Origin of the sequence: Pseudomonas sp. DR 5-09 (genome assembly GCF_001655595.1) — a bacterium.
GTDB lineage: Bacteria > Pseudomonadota > Gammaproteobacteria > Pseudomonadales > Pseudomonadaceae > Aquipseudomonas > Aquipseudomonas pharyngis.
In genome coordinates this window covers 5575353-5594836 of record NZ_CP011566.1, presented here as the reverse complement: position 1 = coordinate 5594836, position 19484 = coordinate 5575353, and the positions used below count along the sequence as shown (strand labels likewise).

Here is a 19484-nt window from a genome sequence, read left to right as displayed (position 1 = left end):
CTCATTTTTTACCCCGATGCTGTCTGCCCGCCATGACCAAACGCGAAGCTCCAATCTACAAGGTGATTTTCCTCAACCAGGGCCAGGTGTTCGAAATGTACGCCAAGCAGATCTATCAAAGTGATCTGTGGGGCTTCCTGGAAGTGGAAGAGTTCGTCTTTGGCGAGCGCACGCAAGTGGTCGTCGACCCGAGCGAAGAAAAGCTCAAGGCGCAGTTCGAAGGTGTGGTGCGCAGCTTTGTGCCGATGCACTCGATCGTGCGCATCGACGAGGTCGAGCGTCTGGGAACGCCGAAGATCAGCGAAGCCCGTGGCGGCGTTGGTAACGTGATGCCGTTTCCGATGCCGATGCCTGAGAAGTAAACCGTAAGACCGAGTCGCCTCATTCGCGAGCAAGCCCGCTCCCACAGGGGAATGCAATCAATGTGGGAGCGGGCTTGCTCGCGAAGAGGCCAGAAAAATCTATAGAGAAATCAGGGAAGGGGCGAGAACGGCGTACGCCCGTCGGCGCTTTGCAGTTCCATCAGGTATTTACGGAAAATTTGCCCGAGCACCTGGGTCGCGGTTTCGAGATCTTCGCGGGACATTTTTTCGGAGACTTCGTCGGCGGTGTCCAGTGCATCTTCTGCGCCGTTGACCGCCGCCATCTTCAGCACAATGTACGCCTGAATGTTGTTGGCCTGCACGCCTTCGCCGTGGAAGAACATGGTGCCGAGCTTGAACTGCGCCTGGGCATGGCCCTGCAGCGAGGCCTTTTCGAAATAGCTCAGGGCTTGATTGAGGTCGCGCGGCGCATTCTTGCCGTCGTAGTAGAACTCACCCAACTCGTATTGCGCTTGCGCATCCCCTTCATCCGCTGCCTTTTGGCAGGCGGCGAGGGCCTGCGTGACATCTTGCGGCTGAGTATTGAGGGTGCAGCGACCCATCGCCGGGATCAACAACGAGTTGCCGCCTGCTTGTGCATGTGCGAGCAGCGGCTGAAGGAGCAACAGGCAGCCCAAGGCAAGGGTGCGGCCGGTGCGGTTCATGGGAATCGACTTACCTCTGAAGGGCGCGCGGACCCGTCGAGGGATCCAATAAGCGCGCATTATGAAATAAGCAGGGCCATCCTTACAAAGTCTTTACTCGATTTTCTGCTGCGCGGGAAATATATCGCCCACTTTATGGGAGATTTTTGGCAGGCGTGTCGGAAAAGGCGTGCAGATGTAGGAGAACGCTGACGCTGGCAATGGCCAACGTCAGCGGCGGGGCGTTTTACTTCAACTTGGCGAAGGCGCGTTCGGCGGCGTCGAGGGTCAGTTTCAGCTCGGCTTCGCCATGGGCGATCGAGGTGAAACCGGCTTCGAAGGCGCTCGGTGCCAGGTACACGCCACCTTCCAGCATCAGGTGGAAGAAGCGGCCGAACAGCGCTGCATCGCTGGCCATTACGTCTTCAAACGTAACAATGTCGTCGGCACCGCTGAAGTACAGACCGAACATGCCGCCCGCCTGGGTGGTCACGAACGGAATGCCGGCGGCATCGGCGCGCTGTTGCAGGCCGTCGAGCAGACGCGTGGTGTAGTCGGTCAGCTCGGCGTGGAAACCCGGACGGCTGATCAGGCGCAGGGTGGTCAGGCCGGCGGCCATCGCCAGCGGGTTGCCCGACAGGGTGCCTGCCTGATAGACCGGGCCCAGCGGCGCGATGCGTTCCATGATCGAGCGTTTGCCGCCGAAGCAGCCGACCGGCATGCCGCCACCGATGATCTTGCCGAAGGTGGTCAGGTCCGGGGTCACGCCGTAGTAGGCCTGGGCACCGCCGAGGGCGACGCGGAAACCGGTCATCACTTCGTCGAAAATCAGCACCACGCCGTGCTTGTCGCACAGGCTGCGCAGGCCTTCGAGGAAACCCGGCGCCGGTGGTACGCAGTTCATGTTGCCGGCCACTGGCTCGACGATGATGCAGGCGACGTCCTGGCCGACTTCGGCGAGCATTTTTTCAACCGCGTCGATGTCGTTGAACGGCAGGGTCAGGGTGTGTTTGGCGAACGCTGCCGGTACGCCGGCCGAGCTCGGTACGCCCTGGGTCAGTGCGCCCGAACCGGCCTTGACCAGCAGGCTGTCGGAGTGACCGTGGTAGCAGCCTTCGAACTTGATGATGCTGTCGCGGCCGGTGAAGCCACGGGCCAGACGGATCGCGCTCATGGTCGCTTCGGTGCCGGAGCTGACCATGCGCACCATCTCCATCGACGGCACCAGCGAGCAGACCAGGTCGGCCATCTCGGTTTCCATCGCGGTCGGCGCGCCGTAGGACAGGCCGTGCTGCAACTGGTTACGCACTGCGTCCAGCACGTCCGGGTGGCTGTGGCCAAGGATCATCGGGCCCCAGGAGCCGACGTAATCCACATAACGCTTGTCGTCTTCGTCAGTGACGTAGGCGCCTTCGGCGTGCTTGAAGAACAGCGGCGTGCCGCCAACGCTCTTGAACGCGCGCACCGGTGAGTTCACGCCACCGGGAATGTGTTTCTGGGCGTTGGCAAACAGGGTTTCGGAACGAGACATGATCGGGCTCTCAGACTTTTAATAATTCATTGAAGGCGCGAGTGCGGCGGGTCACTTCGGCGCTGCTGTCGGCGCCGAACAGGCCATGGACCACGGCCAGCAGATCGACACCGTGGGCCACCAATGGCGCAGCGTTGTCGAGGGTGATGCCGCCGATCGCGCAGATCGGCAGGTGCAGGGTGCGCTTGGCTTCGTCGAGCAGATCGAGGCTGCAACTCGGTGCACCGGGTTTGGTGTTGGAATTGAAGAACCGACCGAAGGCGACGTAACTCGCGCCTTCCCTGGCGGCCTGTTCGGCCAGTTCCAGCTGCGCGTGGCAGGTCGAACCGATGATCGCCTTGGAGCCGAGCAGGGCGCGGGTCGGCGACAGCGGGCCGTCGGTCTGGCCCAGGTGCACGCCGACGTTCAGGCGCGCGGCAAGTTCGGCGTCATCGTTGATGATCAATTGCGTCTTGTAGCGCTCGCACAGATCGCGCAGGGCTTCGGCCTCACGCAGACGGCGGGCCTCGTCGCTGCTCTTGTCGCGGTATTGCAGCAGGGTGACGCCGCCTTCCAGCGCCGCCTCCACGTAGGACAGAAACTTGCCGGCCAGCAACTGGCTGTCGGTGATGGCATACAGGCCACGTAGTTTCATCGCGCAGACCTCAGGCTCGGAACATCAGGAACAGAAATCCAGCGGCAGACGACGCGGCACGAACTGGCCTTTGCCCAGCTGTTCAGCATCGCGCAGGGTGCGCCAGGTGTAATCCAGCGCAGTACGCACCGCGCTGGCGAGGTTTTCGCCCAGTGCCAGGCGGCCGGCGAGGGTGCTGGCCAGGGTGCAGCCGGAACCGTGATAGCTGCCGGGCAGGCGCTGGCACTTGAAGGTTTCGCGCAGCCCATCACGGCTGTACAGGCGGTTGTGGATTTCAGTTTCGTCGCCGTGACCGCCGGTGATCAGCAGGTTCTTGATGAACGGCAGAAGTTTTTCAGCGCACTCGTCTGCGGTGCCTTCCGGCAGTTCGGCAAGAATCCGGGCTTCGGGAAGGTTGGGGGTGGCGATGATCGACAGCGGCAGCAGGCGTTCGCGCATGGCGTAGCCGACTTCGTCCTTGCCCAGGCGTCCGCCGCCGCCGGCACGCAGCACCGGGTCGCAGACCACTGGCAAGTGCGGGTGCGCCTGAAGCAGTTCGACGACGGTGTCGACCATTTCCAGGGAACCGAGCATGCCCAGTTTCACCGCCGCGACTTCGGAGTCGTTGAGCACGGCATTGGCCTGGGCCAGTACCCACTCACGGTCGAGGACGCGAAAGTCAGTGACGTTGACGGTGTCTTGCACGGTCAGGGCGGTGACGGCCGGAGCCGCATGGCAACCCTGAGCGAGCAGGGCTTCGATATCTGCCTGCAGGCCGGCGCCACCACTGGGGTCGTGGCCGGAGAGACAGAGGACAACGGGGCGTGAGCTGTAGATATTCATGGTGCGCGAGCTTACCACCAAACCTGTTTTGCGGGTGTTGTGGCGCAGTGCGCGGCCGATAACACGGGTAGCGGTATCCACAGCGCTTGTCACAATCTGACCGAGCCAACAGCTCTAGCCCGGTGTTTTTCTCTGGAACGCCCGTTCTAGAGCCTTTGTGGGAAAAATTTCCATGGTGCTCAATGGCCATCAACGGCTATGCTAGAGTGGATCCAAACCAATAACAGGTAATACCGGTTTTACGTCATCTCAAAGGGAATGGGGGGCTTCCTGACACAACCGGCCAAGCCACGCTGGGGCTTCAATGCGCTATTTGTTGATGTTGCTGTTCTGCTTGCCCTTCCTGGCAAGCGCCGTCGAGTTCGACGAGTTCACCCAGAGCCTCCCGCTGGGTCGATCCCTGCAAGTGTTCGAAGACCCGAGCGGTCAGGCGAGCATTGCCGACGTCCGCGCGCAAGCCGCCGCCGGAAACTTCAAACCCCATGACAAAGCCACGCTCAATGCCGGTTATTCGCGCTCGGCGTTCTGGCTGAAGATCGACCTGCATTACCGCCCGACCAACCCGTCGGCGCAGCGCAGCTGGCTGCTGGAACTGGCGTATCCGCCGCTCGATCATCTCGACCTGTATCTGCCCGATGCGGCCGGTGACTACCGTCTGGTGCGACAGACAGGGGACGCCTTGCCGTTCGCCAGTCGCGAGATCCGCCAGAACAATTACCTGTTCGACCTGGCGTTCAAGCCGGATCAGCAGCGAACCGTTTATCTGCGGTTGTCCAGCGAAGGCTCGATCCAGGCGCCGGTGACGTTGTGGTCGAGCACCGCGTACCTCGAAGACCAGCCGGTGCGCCTGTACGTGCTGGGGATCATTTATGGCGTGCTGCTGGGGATGCTGGTCTACAACCTGTTCATCTACCTCAGCGTGCGCGACACCAGTTACCTCTATTACATCTTCTATATCGCCTCGTTCGGCCTTTATCAGCTGTCGGTCAACGGCGCGGCGGTCGAGTATTTCTGGCCGGACAACCCTTGGTGGGCCAACGCCGCCACGCCGTTCTTCATCGGTTGCGCGGGGCTGTTCGGCAGCCAGTTCGCCCGCAGTTTCCTGCAGACGAAGAACCACAGCCGTTGGCTCGATCGTCTGCTGATCGCCCTGATTGTTTTTGGCGCCGTGGTGATCGGTCTGTCGTTGATGACCAGTTATGGCCTGGCCCTGCGTCTGGCGACGACCCTGGCACTGACCTTCACCGTGGTGATCTTCGCCGCCGGGATCCTCGCCTGGTGGCGCGGTCTGCGGGTGGCGCGCTATTTCATCATTGCCTGGTCGGCGTTCCTGATCGGCGGCATCGTCAACACGATGATGGTGCTGGGCCTGCTGCCGAATGTGTTCCTGACCATGTACGCCAGCCAGATCGGTTCGGCCATCGAAGTGGCGCTGCTGTCACTGGCGCTGGCCGATCGCATCAACGCCATGCGCGAACAACAGGCGCAGACCCTGTTCGACGCCGGCCAGAAACTTGAAGTGCTGAACCAGCAACTGGCCCACAGCAACAAGCTCAAGGACGAATTCCTCGCGACCCTGACCCACGAACTGCGCACGCCGATGAACGGGGTGATCGGTTCGCTGGAGCTGATGCAGACCGTCGAACTCGATCCGGAACTGGAGCAGTATCAGCAGACGGCCGCCGGTTCGGCGCGGGACATGATGCGCATGGTCAACGGCATCCTGACCCTGACCGAATTGCAGGCCGGCAAACTCAAGGCGACGCCGGGCAGTTTCAGCCTGCGCGGGGTGGTCGAGGCGTTGCGGATTCAGTTCGATGGCAATGCTTCGAGCAAGTCGCTGGACTTCAAGGTCGACGTGCTGCCGACCCTGCCGGATCGCCTGCATGGCGACAGCGCCAAACTCGCGCAATGCCTGGAATGCCTGCTGGACAACGCGATCAAGTTCACCCGCGTCGGCGGCCTCGCCTTGCGGGTCACCGGCAAACCGTCGACGGACAATCGCCTGGCGCTGTCCTTCGCGGTGATCGATACCGGCATCGGTTTTACCGATCTGGGCGAGGCGACGATGTATCAGCGGTTCTTCCAGCTCGACGGCTCGATGACCCGCGAATATGGCGGGCTGGGCGTCGGTCTGGCGATCTGCCGTCAATTGGTGGAATTGCTCGGTGGCAAGCTCACGCACCGCTCCGAACCGGGGAGTGGCAGCCGCTTTCAACTGGATGTCGAGTTTGAGTTGCCGGAAGTGGAAGCCGTGCCCGCGTTCAGCCGCGACACCGTGCGTGCACCGCAGGATTGCACCGTGTTGCTGGTGGACGACAACAGTGTCAACCAATTGGTGATGCGCGGCATGTTGCTCAAGCTCGGTTTCCGCGTACGCACCGCCGACCACGGCGCGGCGGCGCTCGACTGTTTGCAGCGCGAGCGTTTCGATGCCGTGCTGATCGATTGCCAGTTGCCGCCGCTGGATGGAGCATCGCTGTGTTGCCAGATTCGTGACCTGCCGGGATGCGCTCATCTGCCGGTGTTCATGATCGCGCTGGGGGCGGATCGCGAGCATTGTGCCTCCGGTGGCTCGATCGATTATCTGAGCAAACCGGTGAAATTCGAGGATCTGCAGGTGGCGATGCAGCGGCGGGTGTTGAGTTGCTGATAGGGTGAAAGCGCCGGCATTTAGGCCAATATGACACTTTGATCGGTTCCGGGGCGGTGCTTAACTGAAGCTCTGGCCGATCAAGGAGCCCCGTCATGAACCTGCATCAGTTCGCCGAAACCCACGAAGTCACCAACCAGCCACCGTCGCTGGACGGCACCAACCTGTACCGCATCGACCTGCCATTGCAGGAGTGGTCGCGGCGGTTCGGCGCCGGCTGGGCCGAGTCGCGGATCGACGCTTACGGCGCATTGGCCGGCGGCCCGTTGATGGAGGCCGGGTTCCTCGCCAATCAAAACAAACCGGTGTTCGCCAGCCATGACCGCTACGGTCATCGCATCGACCTGGTGGAGTTTCATCCGGCGTATCACGAGCTGATGCGCACCGCTATCGAACATGGCTTGACCTCGCTGCCCTGGGCTCATCCACAGGATGGCGCCCATGTCGCCCGCGCCTCCATGACCTACCTGCACAGCCAGGCCGAGGCCGGCAGCGGTTGCCCGCTGACCATGACCTTCGCCAGTGTGCCGGCGATGCGTTTGCAGCCGAATCTGGCCGAACAGTGGCTGCCGAAAATCCTCGCCACCGAATACGACCCGCGCAATGTCGGCATGGCCCACAAGGCTGGCGTGACCATCGGCATGGCGATGACCGAGAAGCAGGGTGGCACCGACGTGCGCGCCAACACCACCAAGGCTTATCCGGTCGGCGCCAGTGGCCCGGGCCAGGCTTATGAACTGGTGGGGCACAAGTGGTTCTGTTCGGCGCCGATGTGTGATGCGTTCCTGACGCTGGCGCAGACCGACAAGGGCCTGAGCTGTTTCCTGCTGCCGCGCCATCGTCCGGACGACACGCGCAACCAGTTCTACATCCAGCGTCTGAAAAACAAACTCGGCAACCAGTCCAACGCTTCCAGCGAAGTGGAGTTCCGTGGTGCGCTGGCGTGGATGGTCGGCGAGGAAGGACGCGGGGTGCCGACCATCATCGAGATGGTGGCCATGACCCGTTTCGACTGCATGGTCGGCTCCAGTTCGCTGATGCGTCAGGCGCTGACCCAGGCCAGTCATCACTGCGCCCATCGCAAGGTCGGCGGCAAACTGCTCAGCGAACAACCGCTGATGCAGAACGTGCTGGCCGATCTGGCGCTGGAAAGCGAAGCCGCGCTGGCTCTGAGCCTGCGCATGGGCAAGGCGCTGGATCATCTGGACGACGGCCATGAAGCGCAGTTCGCCCGATTGGTGACTGCGGTGGGCAAGTACTGGATCTGCAAACGTGCGCCGGGGATGATCAACGAAGCCGCCGAGTGTATGGGCGGCGCCGGGTATGTCGAAGACAGCATTCTGCCGCGTCTGTACCGCGAAGCACCGGTGAACTCGACGTGGGAAGGCTCCGGCAACGTGCAATGCCTCGATGTATTGCGCGCCTTGTCGAAAGAGCCGGGCGTGCTCGATGTGCTGTTCAGTGAGTTGGGCGATGGCCATGGCGACAAGCGACTGGCCGCGCACATCCAGCAATTGCAGGCGCAGTTCAAGGACACCAGTGACATTCAGTACCGCGCTCGGCAATTGACCGAAGACATCGCTTTGGGACTGCAAGCTAAGCTGCTGCTGGAGGCCGGGAATTCGGCGGTCAGCGATGCGTTCATCGCCAGTCGTCTGAACGGAGGCGGGCGGGTCTACGGCGCGTTGCCGCGCGGGCTGGATGTCGAAGCCATCGTCGCCCGCTCGACGCCGCAAGGTTTCTGAAGCAAATCTCCCAGACACTGCAAAACCTTGTGGGAGCGGGCTTGCCCGCGAAGAGGCCAGCACATTCAGCATCGAGGTGGCTGTGCTGACGCCTTCGCGGGCAAGCCCGCTCCCACACGAATTGCATATTCCTGACAGATTGATGAATAGCCACAACGCCACTGTTTCCGTGACGCCACGATGCAGGCAAGATGAAGCCCTGCAAGTCAGAACACAGGAAGCTGATCGTGACCGAAGCGTTTATTGTCGTTCAAACCGCCGAACAGGCCGTGGATCGTCTGGCCGAGCTGCATGAGCGGGCCACCACGGCGCTGAACTCGGCGCTCAAGCGTTACCTCAAGGACCGCGTCGAGCCCGACGCCGAGCAACGTGCCCTGTTCCGTTATCCCGAACTGCGTCTGACCTACCACTGCCAGGGCGAAGTCCCGCAGACCACCCGCGCCTACGCCAAGGTGCAGTTGCCGGGCACCTACAGCGTGACCGTTACCCATCCGAAGGCGTTTCGCAAATACCTGCTCGAGCAGCTCACACCGCTGATGCACGACTTCACCGTGACCGTCGAAGTCGGGGTCAGCGGGCAGAACATTCCGTACCCGTACGTGGTCGAGCAGGGCGATGAACTGGCCGGCTCCGGCGTCACTGCCGCCGTGCTGGCGCGAGTGTTCCCGAGTACCGACCTGTCCGCCGCCACCGATGGCATTGCCGACGGGCTCTACGACTGGGAAAACACCGATCCGCTGCCGCTGGCGCTGTTTGACGCCGCGCGCGTCGACTTCTCGCTGCGTCGTCTGGTGCACTACACCGGCAGCGACTGGCGCCATGTGCAGCCGTGGATCCTGTTGACCAACTACCATCGTTATGTCGACCAGTTCATCGTCCATGGCCTGGAGCAACTGCGCCGCGACCCGCGTTTCGTGCGCATGGTGTTGCCGGGCAACGTAATCATCGAAAAAGGCATGGATCACGGCGAAGCCTCGGCAATTGCCGCCGGTGTGGTCTGGCATCGCTACCAGATGCCGGCCTATCACCTGATCGCCAGCGATGGCCATGGCGTGACCTTGGTCAACATCGGCGTCGGCCCGTCCAACGCCAAGAACATCACCGACCACCTGGCCGTGCTGCGTCCGCATTGCTGGCTGATGATCGGTCACTGCGGCGGCCTGCGTCAGTCGCAGACCATCGGCGACTACGTGCTGGCTCACGCTTACATGCGTCGCGACGGGATCCTCGACCGCGTGGTGCCACCGAACATTCCGATCCCGGCGCTGGCCGAGGTGCAACTGGCTTTGCAGCAAGCGGCAGCCAACATCACCGGCGAGAAGGGTGAAGAGCTGAAGAAGCGCCTGCGCACCGGCACCGTGCTGACCTACGACGACCGTAACTGGGAGTTGCGCTGGGCCCAGGAGCGACCGCTGATCAACCTGTCCCGCGCCGTGGCGGTGGACATGGAAAGCGGCACCATCGCCGCCCAGGGTTATCGCCTGCGAGTGCCGTACGGCACGTTGCTGTGCGTTTCGGACAAGCCGCTGCACAGTGAAATCAAGCTGCCGGGTTCGGCCAACGCGTTCTACGAACGTGCGGTCAGCCAGCATTTGAAGATCGGCATTGAAGCGGTGGATCTGCTGCGCACCGAACTCAACTCGCTGCACTCGCGCAAACTGCGCAGCTTCGACGAACCGCCGTTCCGCTAACGGTTTGTCGTGGTCATTTGGCGGTCGGGGCACTAGCATTGTCAGCCCTGATCGCCAAATGCCTGTGCACTTATGTCCCGTCCCCAACGTCCACCTTCCCGCCGTCCCGGCGCGAAGCCAGCTTCTTCAGCCCCGCGCCGTGTCGCCAAGGCACCGCCCGCTGAGCCGAAGCTGATCCTGTTCAACAAACCGTTCGATGTGCTGACGCAGTTCAGCGACGGTGAAGGGCGGGCGACGCTCAAGGATTACATCGACATTCCGGGCATCTACCCGGCCGGGCGGCTGGACCGCGACAGCGAAGGTTTACTGCTGCTGACCAACGACGGCCAGTTGCAGGCGCGGATCGCCGACCCGAAGCACAAACTGACGAAAACCTATTGGGTGCAGGTCGAAGGCGTGCCGACGGCCGAGCAGTTGCAGCGTCTGCGTGACGGCGTCGAGCTGAATGACGGCATGACCTTGCCCGCGCAAGCGCGGCAACTGGATGAGCCCGAGCTGTGGCCGCGCAATCCGCCGGTACGCTTTCGCGCAACGATTCCGACAACCTGGCTGGAGCTGGTGATTCGCGAAGGGCGCAACCGTCAGGTGCGGCGGATGACGGCGGCGGTCGGGCTGCCGACGTTGCGGCTGGTGCGGGTCAGGATTGGTGACTGGACGATCGAAGGGCTCGATCAGGGCCAGTGGAAAGAAGTGCCGGCGCGCTTATAAGGCGCCGGACTCGATCAGGCCGATCACCACACTCTTGATGATGAACGCGGCCACGCCCAGGCCCAGCACGAAGAACAGAATGAACGAGCCGAAGCGCCCGGCCTTGGACTTCTTCGCCAGATCCCAGACGATGAAACCCATGAAAATGATCAGGATGCTGACCAGACCGGTCATCATCCACTCTTCAAATACTGCTGGATCCATCGGGTTCTCCGGCACGCACGGGGCTAAAAGGGCGCGGCGAGTATACGCCAAGGGGGGCGGGGTGGCATTGATCTGGGTCTGATCCGACGACTGGCCCTCACCCTAACCCTCTCCCGGGGGGAGAGGGGACTGACCGAGGTGTCTGGCGTCATACATCGACCTGAAATTTCCAGTCGATTATGGATTCACAGCAGGGCGTTCAGGTCGGCGTACTTCTCGAGCAACCCACCGTCGGCCCCCTCTCCCTCCGGGAGAGGGCTGGGCGGGCGGCGTTCCGATGAGGGCAGCTCTGATCAGCTACGCAGATGCGTGAGAGGCAATTCGGTGCTGTTGAGCACCTGATTCAGCACAAAACTCGAGCGCACGCTGGTCACGCCTTCGATCCGGGTCAGATGCCCCAGCAGCAGCTTCTGATAGTGATCCATGTCCGGCACCACCACTTTCAGCTGATAGTCGGCATCCACGCCAGTCACCAGGCTGCATTCCAGCACTTGCGGCAAGGTGCGGATCGCCGCTTCGAAATTTTCGAAACGCTCCGGCGTGTGCCGGTCCATGCCGATCAGCACGTAGGCGGTCAGGCTCAGGCCGAGCATCTTGCGATCGAGCAGGGCAACCTGACGGGAGATGTAGCCGTCATCCTCCAGTTGCTTGACCCGGCGCGAGCACGGGGAGGGCGACAGACCGATGCGCTCGGCCAGTTCCTGGTTGGAGATGCGGGCGTCGCGCTGCAATTCCGCCAAAATACTCAGGTCGTAACGGTCGAGTTTGCTCATCAAACGGTCCTTTGTCTTAACTATTGCGGCGGATTATCTATCCAGGGTTAAAAATTGCGCAAGTGATGTTTATTTGAGCAATCTTCGCAATCATCTGTCGCGGCTCCGGGCCTATTCTTATCACCAGAATCACTGCTCGGTAACACAGTCCACTGCGGCCCGCCCAATCCGGCCCGCCGCGGCCGCCACCCCCACCGGGGTTGTGCCGGCCCCCGAGCTGCACACTGTCCAGAAGACGGCGTGAGGTGAGCCGACGTCAAAAGCGTCGAGCCAGGACGAAGTTCTCTAGAAGGGAGGCCGACGGGTCTCCCTTTTTTCTTGCCCGCGATTTGGCCCATCTCGCTCAATAAATAAATGCCGTGACTGATAACCTGTAGCAGAACCCGGTGTGTCCATCCCCGGTCTTAGCTACACGCCCTCTTAATTTCAGGCCCCGGTCCGCAGTGAGGAATTCCATGAAGTCGCGCATCTGGCGTCTGGCCAGTGTTGGTTTGCTGTGTGTGAGTATCGGTGCGCAAGCGCTGGCGGATGAGCCGCAGAATCGCGGCCCCGACGGCGGCGGACGCGGGCCGGAGCATCAGGGTAACAATCAGGGCCATGGCGGCGGCAATCAGCAGCGCGGCCAAGACAATCCGCAGCGGCAGAACAACGACATCATCCGTGGCGACAACAGCCGCCAGTTCGAGCACAACGGCCAGCAGAACCGCGGCCAACCGAACAATGGCCAGTGGCAGAACCAGAACCAGCCACGTCCGGCCTACAACCCCAACCCGGTGCGCCAGCCGCCACCGCCGCCACAACTGCCGGCCAATGACCTGCCGATCCAGCCGCGCCCCGACACCGTGCGCCAGACCCAGGAACCTCGTCAGGGTTACTACCGCGACGAGCGCCCGCAGAACGGTTATCACCAGAACTGGCAGACCGGCAACCGCCCCAACGACAACCGCTGGCCGGGTCGCCCCGACGGGCATGGCAACGGCTGGGGCCCCGGTCCGCAATACCGGCCGGGTCATGTAATCGATCGTTTCCCGGATCGCGACTACCGTGTGCCGTATCGCGGCCAGGACTATTTCTACTCCGGCGGCTATTGGTATCGCCCGCAAGGCCCGCGCTACATCGTGGTCCAACCGCCGCGCGGAATTCGCATCCAGTACCTGCCGGATTACGCCCGTGAAGTGTGGGTCGGCGGTTCGTTGCTGTTCCTCGCCGCCGGCTCGTACTACGCCTATCAGGAAGCGACGCAGGATTACGTGGTGGTCGAACCGCCGGTGCAGCAACCACCGCAGCCGACCGGCAATGGCTACGACGTGGAGGCCTATCCGGCCAACGGTCAGTCACCTGAGCAGGTTCAGCGCGACGGCTATGAGTGCTATCAGTACGCGGTGCAGCAGAGCGGCTTCAATCCGCGCACCGCGACTTATCAACCGGCGCCCGAAGTGGTGCAGGCCTACCGCCAGGCCCAGGGCAATTGCCTGAGCAGTCGCGGTTATCAGGTCAACTACTGAGCCCGAGCGGCTTTGACCACTTCCTGCGGGTCGGCGTGCACCAGCACTTCGGCCCGTGGGTAGGCTTTGTGAATGGCATCCGCCGCCTGATCGCTGATGCCGTGAGCCACTGACAGCGTCAGTTCCCCCGGCAGTTCCAGGTGCAACTGCACGAACCAGTGATTGCCGGAAATCCGTGTGCGCAAATCATGCGCGCCCAACACGCCCGGTACGCTGCAGGCCAGTTCGAGCATGTGCTGACTGACATCCGTCGGCAGTTCTTCATCCATCAACACCGAAAAACTTTCCCGGGCGATCTGGATTGCGCTCCATAAGATGTAGGCAGCGATCCCCAGACCGAACCACGCATCCAGCTGATCGAAACCCAAACCGGCCAACACCAGCGCAATCAGAATGCTGCCGTTAAGCAACAGGTCCGAACGGTAATGCAGCGAGTCCGCCCGCACGGCGTTGGAGCCGGTCTGCTTGATGACCCGATGCTGCAGCATCAACAGTGCGACAGTCAGCAGCAGGGAAAATACGATCACACCAATGCTCAGCCACGGCGCGCCGAGCGGCTCGGGATGTTTCAGGCGCTCATAAGCCTGAAACGCGATCAGCACCGCACTGCCGCCAATGAACAGCGCCTGCGCCATGCCCGCCAGGGATTCGGCCTTGCCGTGCCCATAACGGTGATCATCATCCGCCGGGCGCAGCGCGTAATGCACCGCCAGCAGATTGAGCAACGAAGTGACACCATCGAGGGCCGAGTCGGTGAGGCCGGCGAGCATGCTCACCGAACCGCTCAGCCACCAGGCGATGGCTTTGGCGATGATCAGCGTACAGGCCACCGCCACCGAGGCGCGGGTCGCCAGCCGCAGCAGGCGGGCGTGTTCGGTGCTTGTGGTCATGGGTGCGTCAATTCCTTATGCGGCAGGTTGCAGGCCGAACATCGCCAGTTGCTGGGTGCTGCCCTTGTGCTGGATCAGGCGCGGGTCGTCCAGCGGCAGATTACGACCCAGCTCCGTTTCGAGAATAGCCTGCAACTTCAGGTTATCGACCTGGCCGTCCGGGCCGATGGCTTGCTTGAGCTTGGCCGGATCGACTTGCGCCGTGTGGCCCGGTTCGAAGTAGATCGCGCCGGTGGCGAAGTCCACGGCAAACGCGATTACGCCAGGAAGGATATAGAACAGCAGGCCCACGGCATCGAGCACGGCAATCGCCGGGTCGATCTTGCCGTCGATCTGGCCGCGCCGGTCTGGGTAGAAAATCGAACCGCACGCGGTGATCTGGGTGAGCAGGGTGGCAACCAGTACACCGCCGATCAGGCGAAAAGGTAAGCGCATGGGAATCTCCTGAGTCATCTGTTAACGAAGCGTCATCGTGTGAAGTTAAGACCCTGACGAACGCCTGGCAGTTCGCCGTTATACTCGGCCCTCTGTTTTGGAGCCAGCATGATTTCTTTGCCGATCGATGACGTTTTACCCGCCCTGCGTGAAGCCCTCGCGACACGCCACGAAGCCGTGCTCGAAGCACCGCCCGGCGCCGGTAAAACCACCCGCGTGCCCTTGGCCCTGCTCAATGAAGCGTGGCTGAACGGGCAGACCATTCTCATGCTCGAACCGCGTCGGCTGGCCGCCCGCGCAGCGGCGGAACGGCTGGCGAGCGAGCTGGGCGAGAAGGTCGGTGAAACTGTCGGTTATCGCATCCGTCTCGACAGCAAAGTCGGCCCCAACACCCGCATCGAGGTGGTCACCGAAGGCATCCTCACCCGGCGCTTGCAGGACGACCCGGCGCTGGAAGGCGTGGGTCTGCTGATCTTCGACGAATTTCACGAACGCAGCCTCGACGCCGATCTGGCGCTGGCGCTCAGTCTGAACGGTCGCGAGCTGTTTCGAGCTGAACAACCGCTGAAGATTCTGCTGATGTCCGCCACCCTTGAAGGTGAACGTCTGGCCGGGCTGCTCGACGACGCACCGATCCTGCGCAGCGAAGGCCGGATGTTCCCGGTGACGATGCGCTGGGGCCGGCCGTTCCAGCCCGGCGAATACATCGATCAACGCGTCACGCAAACGGTGCTCGAAGCCCTGCATGATGAAACCGGCAGCCTGTTGGTGTTTCTGCCGGGGCAGGCGGAAATCCGCCGGGTTCATCAGCAGTTGGCGGACGCCATCGGTGAGCGCAGCGATGTGTTGCTCTGCCCGTTGCACGGCGAACTCGACCTGAACGCGCAACGTGCCGCCATCGACCCGGCCCCGCCGGGCCAGCGCAAAGTGGTGCTGGCCACCAACATCGCCGAGACCAGCCTGACCATTAACGGTGTGCGCGTGGTGATCGACGCCGGGCTGGCGCGGGTGCCGCGTTTCGATCCGGGCAGCGGCATGACCCGCCTCGACACTCAGCGCATCTCGAAGGCCAGTGCCACCCAGCGTGCCGGCCGGGCCGGGCGTCTGGAACCGGGCGTGTGTTATCGCCTGTGGTCGCAGGATCAGCATGAACAACTGGCGGCTTATGGCAGCGCGGAAATCCTCTCGGCGGATCTTGCGGGCCTCGCCTTGCAACTCGGGCGCTGGGGTGTGGCGCCGAGTGATCTGATCTGGCTGGACGTGCCGCCGGCCGCCGCTTATGCACAGGCTCAAGACCTGTTGCAGCGCCTCGGTGCGCTGGACGGCGAAAGCCTCAACCGCCACGGTCAGGCCATGGCTGAATTGCCGGCACATCCGCGCATCGCCCATTTGCTGTTGCGCGGTCAGGCACTGGGATTGGCAAACATGGCGTGCGACGTCGCCGCGTTGCTCGGCGAGCGCGACATTTTGCGTGGCGCCGGGGCCGATCTGCACAGTCGTCTGGCGCTGCTGTCCGGCGAAGAGCGCGCGGCTCGTGGTGCCCAGGGCGGTGTGCAGCGAGCCCGGCAACTGGCGCGGCAATATCGCGGCTACTTGCGTGGGCAACCGAGCGAGCCGGTCGCCGACCCGGATCACCCGCGCTGGCTCGGCGCCTTGCTGGCGCTGGCCTACCCGGATCGCGTCGCCCAGCAGCGACGGGCCGGTGGCGCCGAATATCGTCTGGCCAACGGTCGCGCGGCGCTGTTCGCCGAAGCCGACAGCCTGATGAAGGAACCGTGGATCGTCATCGCCGACCTCGGCAGCCGCCAAGGTCAGCGCGAAGAACGGATCTATCTGGCGGCGGATTTCGATCCGGCGCTGTTCGACTCGGTGCTGGCCGAACAGGTGCACAACGTCGATCAACTGGACTGGGACGAACGCGAAGGCGTGCTGCGCGCCGAGCGTCAGCGCAAGGTGGGCGAGCTGATCCTCAGCCGCGAACCGCTGACTGGTCTCGACGAAAACGCCCGCAGTCAGGCGCTGGTCAATCTGGTGCGGCGCAAAGGTCTGGAGCTGCTGCCGTGGACTCCGGAACTGCGCCAGTGGCAGGCGCGAGTCGCGTTGCTGCGTCAGCTCGACTTGGACGCCAAGGGCGACAGCCAATGGCCGGATGTCAGCGACGCCACACTGCTGAAAACCCTCGAAGACTGGCTGATGCCTTACCTGGGCAAGGTCTCGCGCCTCAGTCATTTCGCCAACCTCGACCTGTCGAGCATCGTGCGCAATCTGCTGCCGTGGCCGCTTCCACAGCAACTCGACGAACAGGCGCCGCATCACCTGAGCGTGCCGTCGGGCTCGTCGATTCGCCTCGACTACAGCGAGCAGCCACCGATTCTCGCCGTGCGCTTGCAGGAGTTGTTCGGCCTCGCCGACACACCGCGCATCGCCGGCGGCCGGCAAGTGGTCAAGTTGCACCTGCTGTCGCCCGCACGGCGCCCGGTGCAGGTGACCCAGGATCTGGCCAACTTCTGGCGCAGCACCTATGCCGAAGTGAAGAAAGATCTGAAGGGGCGGTATCCGAAGCATTATTGGCCGGATGATCCATTGGTGGCTGAAGCCACTGCTCGGGCAAAACCACGGGGTACGTAACAGACGGCATTCAGGTAGGCCTTCCATCTTCCTCAATTATGCGTAATTATTTCTTTATTCATAAATTATGTATTTTGACATAAAGGCTCATAATGACCCCGGAAACCAAGGACTCGCTGCTCTTCCCTCGCACCAACCTGGCTGAAGGAATCCTGGTCACTTTCGAGTCACGCCTGCAGAACGCCGCGACGATATTCGCACCTCGGCGCAAGGGCAAAACCACCTTTCTGCTCAACGACTTGATACCAATTGCCAAGGCTCACGGCTTTATTGTTGCAACAGCAGACCTGTGGTTTGACAAGGCGCATCCTGAGCGGGTGATCGCGTGTGCGTTGTATGAGGCCATCCACGGTACAGGGTTCTTGCGACGCAACTGGCTGAAGCTCATGCGACCGGGGTCTCTCGTCCAGTCGGTGGAGGCCGGTGCCAGTACCGACGGCGTAACAGTCAAGGCCGAGCTGGCGAAGGAGGGCGGACTGAACCTGATCGAGCTCTTCGAGCGCTTCCGGATACTCGGTAACGGCAAGGCGCTGCTGATCATCGACGAGGTCCAGCATCTGGCGAGCCGGAAAGAATTCGAAGACTTGACTGCTACGCTCCGTTCGCTATTGCAGCAGGCGCACGGTGAAGTCTTTGCAGTGTTTACAGGGTCCTCCCAGGATGGCCTGCATCGAATGTTTCGTCGTACCAAAGCACCGTTCTATCAGTTCAGCCACGAGATCCAGTTTCCTAATCTTGGCCTGGAATTTGTCCAGCATCTGGGCCAGCGGTTCCAGGAAATCACCGGAAGGGAGTGGGAGGTAAACGCCGCTTTCGAGCGTTTCGCTGCCCGGGGATACATGCCCAAGTACATTCGCGACGTATTCCTGCTGTGCCTCACTGAGGGGCTCAGCGTACGAGATGCAGACCATCGAGCCTGGAGCACCATGACGGACGAAGGCAACTTCGAGAACCTGATCCTGGAGATGGCACCTCTGGATTTCACCGTACTTATCGGGCTGGTGAAAGGCCTTCCCATTTTTTCTACCGAAGGACGCGAGTGGATTGGCAGCGAGATGCCCGGTGGCCACGTGCCCAGCGCGACGACGGTTCAGACTGCCTTGAAGCGCCTGCAACGCCGCGACCTGGTCGGCAACCTCGGGCATGGTGAGTGGGCAATTGAAGACATAGCCATGGAAGGTTACTTGCGTCGGAACTTCGTTGAAATTGACCCTCAACTCGGTACGGAAAACGATCAATAGGTTTTTTGGGGATTGGCATCGGCTTTCCGGCGACAGCCTGAGTTTTATAAAGCTGGTATCAAAAGATCGCAGCCTGCGATCTTTTGATTTTTATCGGCTGGCCTTCGCCGTCAACTGCTCCCGACAATAATCGGCAAACAGCTGCGCCGGTTTGGTCAGTTGTCCGCGTTTGAGCCACGCCGCCACCAGGCCTGAGCCGGTGACGTCTTCGACGATGTCGACACACACGACTTTCTTGCCATCGTAGGTGCATTCCGAATGCGGGCGGGTGACCAGGATCGAGAAGCCGAAACCTTGGCCGACCATGCCGCGCACCATTTCGATCGACGGCGAGCTGAACTCGATGCGCGGCGACAGGCCGAGTTCTTCGAACAGGCTGACGAAGTAGGTGCGGCTCGGTTGCACGTCGAGCAGGATCATCGGCTCCAGGCACAGGTCTCGCAGCGAAACCTGTTTGAGCTGGGCGAAGCGGTGATCGGCCGGGAGCAGGGCGTAAGGCCGTTGGGCCGGCATCAGCGGTTCGGTTTCGATGGTGGCGTCGAGGTCGTGCTTGTACAGGATTGCCAGATCGAAGGTGCCCGAGGTCAGGCCTTGCACCAGCTCCTGTTGTTCGCCGTCGCGGATGCGAATCTTCACCCCCGGATACAGCGCCGAGAAGCCGGCAATCAGTTGCGGCAAGTACAGCGGCGCTACCGTTTCGAAACAGCCTATATCGATCTGTCCGGCCACCACGTCGTTGTCGGCGAGGGCGTTCTGTTCGAATTCCTTGGCCATGCGCAGCAGTTCCTGGGCCTTGCGGAAGAAACGCGCGCCGCTCGGTGTCAGGGACACGCCCTGGGCGTGATGGCGGATCAGCAGTTGCACGCCGAAGCTGTCTTCCAGCCCCTTGATCGCCGTGGAAATCGCCGGTTGCGCGATGTACAGCTTGCGCGAGGCCTCGGCGACGCTGCCGCATTCGACGGTGGTGATGAAGTATTTCAACTGACGCAGGTTGTAAGCGGCCACGGTGAACCTCAAA

The 19484-nt window shown here is 62.1% G+C and carries 17 protein-coding genes; 8 read left to right on the top strand and 9 right to left on the bottom strand.

The genetic code is table 11. The features are described 5' to 3' along the window. Positions 1–32: 32 nt before the first annotated feature. A complete protein-coding gene (locus tag PDR5_RS25165; RefSeq protein WP_027617776.1) occupies positions 33–362 on the top strand; it encodes a DUF1820 family protein in 330 nt (109 codons plus the stop codon). Positions 363–472: 110 nt separating this feature from the next. On the opposite strand, the gene PDR5_RS25160 is transcribed toward PDR5_RS25165, so the two are convergent. From PDR5_RS25160 to PDR5_RS25145, 4 genes are all read right to left on the bottom strand, one after another. Beyond that, positions 473–1027 carry a tetratricopeptide repeat protein gene (locus PDR5_RS25160; protein ID WP_003228518.1) on the bottom strand — a complete coding sequence of 185 codons (555 nt, stop codon included), beginning with the start codon at positions 1025–1027 and terminating at the stop codon, positions 473–475. Between the two features lie 226 nt (positions 1028–1253). Continuing rightward, complete coding sequence (gene hemL / locus PDR5_RS25155; protein WP_064599654.1) at positions 1254–2537, bottom strand: glutamate-1-semialdehyde 2,1-aminomutase; 1284 nt, start codon at positions 2535–2537, stop codon at positions 1254–1256. Between the two features lie 10 nt (positions 2538–2547). Then, on the bottom strand, positions 2548–3171 hold the full coding sequence (thiE, locus tag PDR5_RS25150) for a thiamine phosphate synthase (protein WP_064599653.1): 624 nt from the start codon (positions 3169–3171) through the stop codon (positions 2548–2550). A gap of 24 nt (positions 3172–3195) precedes the next feature. Further along, complete coding sequence (locus tag PDR5_RS25145; protein ID WP_039771996.1) at positions 3196–3993, bottom strand: hydroxymethylpyrimidine/phosphomethylpyrimidine kinase; 798 nt, start codon at positions 3991–3993, stop codon at positions 3196–3198. Between the two features lie 304 nt (positions 3994–4297). On the opposite strand from PDR5_RS25145, the gene PDR5_RS25140 reads away from it, so the two are divergent. From PDR5_RS25140 to PDR5_RS25125, 4 genes are all read left to right on the top strand, one after another. Further along, positions 4298–6646 carry a hybrid sensor histidine kinase/response regulator gene (locus PDR5_RS25140; protein WP_064599651.1) on the top strand — a complete coding sequence of 783 codons (2349 nt, stop codon included), beginning with the start codon at positions 4298–4300 and terminating at the stop codon, positions 6644–6646. A 95-nt stretch (positions 6647–6741) separates the two neighbouring features. Next, positions 6742–8391, top strand: coding sequence for an acyl-CoA dehydrogenase family protein (locus PDR5_RS25135; protein ID WP_064599645.1), 1650 nt, complete (start codon positions 6742–6744; stop codon positions 8389–8391). A 191-nt stretch (positions 8392–8582) separates the two neighbouring features. Beyond that, a complete protein-coding gene (amn, locus tag PDR5_RS25130) occupies positions 8583–10082 on the top strand; it encodes an AMP nucleosidase (RefSeq protein ID WP_172829511.1) in 1500 nt (499 codons plus the stop codon). 72 nt (positions 10083–10154) lie between these two features. Then, positions 10155–10790: a pseudouridine synthase gene (locus PDR5_RS25125; protein ID WP_064599644.1), complete on the top strand. Its 636-nt coding sequence runs from the start codon at positions 10155–10157 to the stop codon at positions 10788–10790. Here PDR5_RS25125 and PDR5_RS25120 read toward each other — a convergent pair. Both PDR5_RS25120 and PDR5_RS25115 read right to left on the bottom strand, forming a co-directional pair. Then, positions 10785–10994 carry a DUF2788 domain-containing protein gene (locus PDR5_RS25120; RefSeq protein ID WP_003228500.1) on the bottom strand — a complete coding sequence of 70 codons (210 nt, stop codon included), beginning with the start codon at positions 10992–10994 and terminating at the stop codon, positions 10785–10787. The two genes, PDR5_RS25125 and PDR5_RS25120, sit on opposite strands and share 6 nt — an antisense overlap. 293 nt (positions 10995–11287) lie before the next feature. Continuing rightward, positions 11288–11767: an Lrp/AsnC family transcriptional regulator gene (locus tag PDR5_RS25115; RefSeq protein ID WP_007909658.1), complete on the bottom strand. Its 480-nt coding sequence runs from the start codon at positions 11765–11767 to the stop codon at positions 11288–11290. Positions 11768–12222: 455 nt separating this feature from the next. On the opposite strand from PDR5_RS25115, the gene PDR5_RS25110 reads away from it, so the two are divergent. Next, a complete protein-coding gene (locus PDR5_RS25110; protein WP_064599642.1) occupies positions 12223–13272 on the top strand; it encodes a DUF6515 family protein in 1050 nt (349 codons plus the stop codon). On the opposite strand, the gene PDR5_RS25105 is transcribed toward PDR5_RS25110, so the two are convergent. Both PDR5_RS25105 and PDR5_RS25100 read right to left on the bottom strand, forming a co-directional pair. Continuing rightward, positions 13266–14162, bottom strand: a complete 897-nt coding sequence (locus PDR5_RS25105) for a cation diffusion facilitator family transporter (RefSeq protein ID WP_064599639.1) — start codon at positions 14160–14162, stop codon at positions 13266–13268. The genes PDR5_RS25110 and PDR5_RS25105 overlap by 7 nt on opposite strands. Positions 14163–14177: 15 nt before the next feature. After that, positions 14178–14597 carry a hypothetical protein gene (locus tag PDR5_RS25100; RefSeq protein ID WP_039771823.1) on the bottom strand — a complete coding sequence of 140 codons (420 nt, stop codon included), beginning with the start codon at positions 14595–14597 and terminating at the stop codon, positions 14178–14180. Positions 14598–14705: 108 nt separating this feature from the next. On the opposite strand from PDR5_RS25100, the gene hrpB reads away from it, so the two are divergent. Beyond that, entirely contained in the window at positions 14706–17225 is a 2520-nt protein-coding gene (gene hrpB, locus PDR5_RS25095) for an ATP-dependent helicase HrpB (RefSeq protein ID WP_064599637.1), read from the top strand. A 92-nt stretch (positions 17226–17317) separates the two neighbouring features. Beyond that, positions 17318–18466 carry a hypothetical protein gene (locus tag PDR5_RS25090; RefSeq protein ID WP_064599634.1) on the top strand — a complete coding sequence of 383 codons (1149 nt, stop codon included), beginning with the start codon at positions 17318–17320 and terminating at the stop codon, positions 18464–18466. 90 nt (positions 18467–18556) lie between these two features. Here PDR5_RS25090 and PDR5_RS25085 read toward each other — a convergent pair whose 3' ends face one another. Continuing rightward, positions 18557–19471 carry a LysR family transcriptional regulator gene (locus PDR5_RS25085; RefSeq protein ID WP_007958716.1) on the bottom strand — a complete coding sequence of 305 codons (915 nt, stop codon included), beginning with the start codon at positions 19469–19471 and terminating at the stop codon, positions 18557–18559. Positions 19472–19484: the final 13 nt, after the last annotated feature.

What these genes read in the sequence shown, in the direction of transcription:
- PDR5_RS25090 (WP_064599634.1), top strand. Translation starts at nt 17,318, where the DNA reads ATGACCCCGGAAACCAAGGACTCGCTGCTCTTCCCTCGCACCAACCTG.
- PDR5_RS25125 (WP_064599644.1), top strand. Translation starts at nt 10,155, where the DNA reads ATGTCCCGTCCCCAACGTCCACCTTCCCGCCGTCCCGGCGCGAAGCCA.
- thiE (WP_064599653.1), bottom strand. Translation starts at nt 3,171, where the DNA reads ATGAAACTACGTGGCCTGTATGCCATCACCGACAGCCAGTTGCTGGCC.
- hemL (WP_064599654.1), bottom strand. Translation starts at nt 2,537, where the DNA reads ATGTCTCGTTCCGAAACCCTGTTTGCCAACGCCCAGAAACACATTCCC.
- PDR5_RS25115 (WP_007909658.1), bottom strand. Translation starts at nt 11,767, where the DNA reads ATGAGCAAACTCGACCGTTACGACCTGAGTATTTTGGCGGAATTGCAG.
- PDR5_RS25110 (WP_064599642.1), top strand. Translation starts at nt 12,223, where the DNA reads ATGAAGTCGCGCATCTGGCGTCTGGCCAGTGTTGGTTTGCTGTGTGTG.
- PDR5_RS25165 (WP_027617776.1), top strand. Translation starts at nt 33, where the DNA reads ATGACCAAACGCGAAGCTCCAATCTACAAGGTGATTTTCCTCAACCAG.
- PDR5_RS25160 (WP_003228518.1), bottom strand. Translation starts at nt 1,027, where the DNA reads ATGAACCGCACCGGCCGCACCCTTGCCTTGGGCTGCCTGTTGCTCCTT.
- PDR5_RS25145 (WP_039771996.1), bottom strand. Translation starts at nt 3,993, where the DNA reads ATGAATATCTACAGCTCACGCCCCGTTGTCCTCTGTCTCTCCGGCCAC.
- hrpB (WP_064599637.1), top strand. Translation starts at nt 14,706, where the DNA reads ATGATTTCTTTGCCGATCGATGACGTTTTACCCGCCCTGCGTGAAGCC.
- PDR5_RS25135 (WP_064599645.1), top strand. Translation starts at nt 6,742, where the DNA reads ATGAACCTGCATCAGTTCGCCGAAACCCACGAAGTCACCAACCAGCCA.
- amn (WP_172829511.1), top strand. Translation starts at nt 8,583, where the DNA reads ATGAAGCCCTGCAAGTCAGAACACAGGAAGCTGATCGTGACCGAAGCG.
- PDR5_RS25140 (WP_064599651.1), top strand. Translation starts at nt 4,298, where the DNA reads ATGCGCTATTTGTTGATGTTGCTGTTCTGCTTGCCCTTCCTGGCAAGC.
- PDR5_RS25100 (WP_039771823.1), bottom strand. Translation starts at nt 14,597, where the DNA reads ATGCGCTTACCTTTTCGCCTGATCGGCGGTGTACTGGTTGCCACCCTG.
- PDR5_RS25105 (WP_064599639.1), bottom strand. Translation starts at nt 14,162, where the DNA reads ATGACCACAAGCACCGAACACGCCCGCCTGCTGCGGCTGGCGACCCGC.
- PDR5_RS25120 (WP_003228500.1), bottom strand. Translation starts at nt 10,994, where the DNA reads ATGGATCCAGCAGTATTTGAAGAGTGGATGATGACCGGTCTGGTCAGC.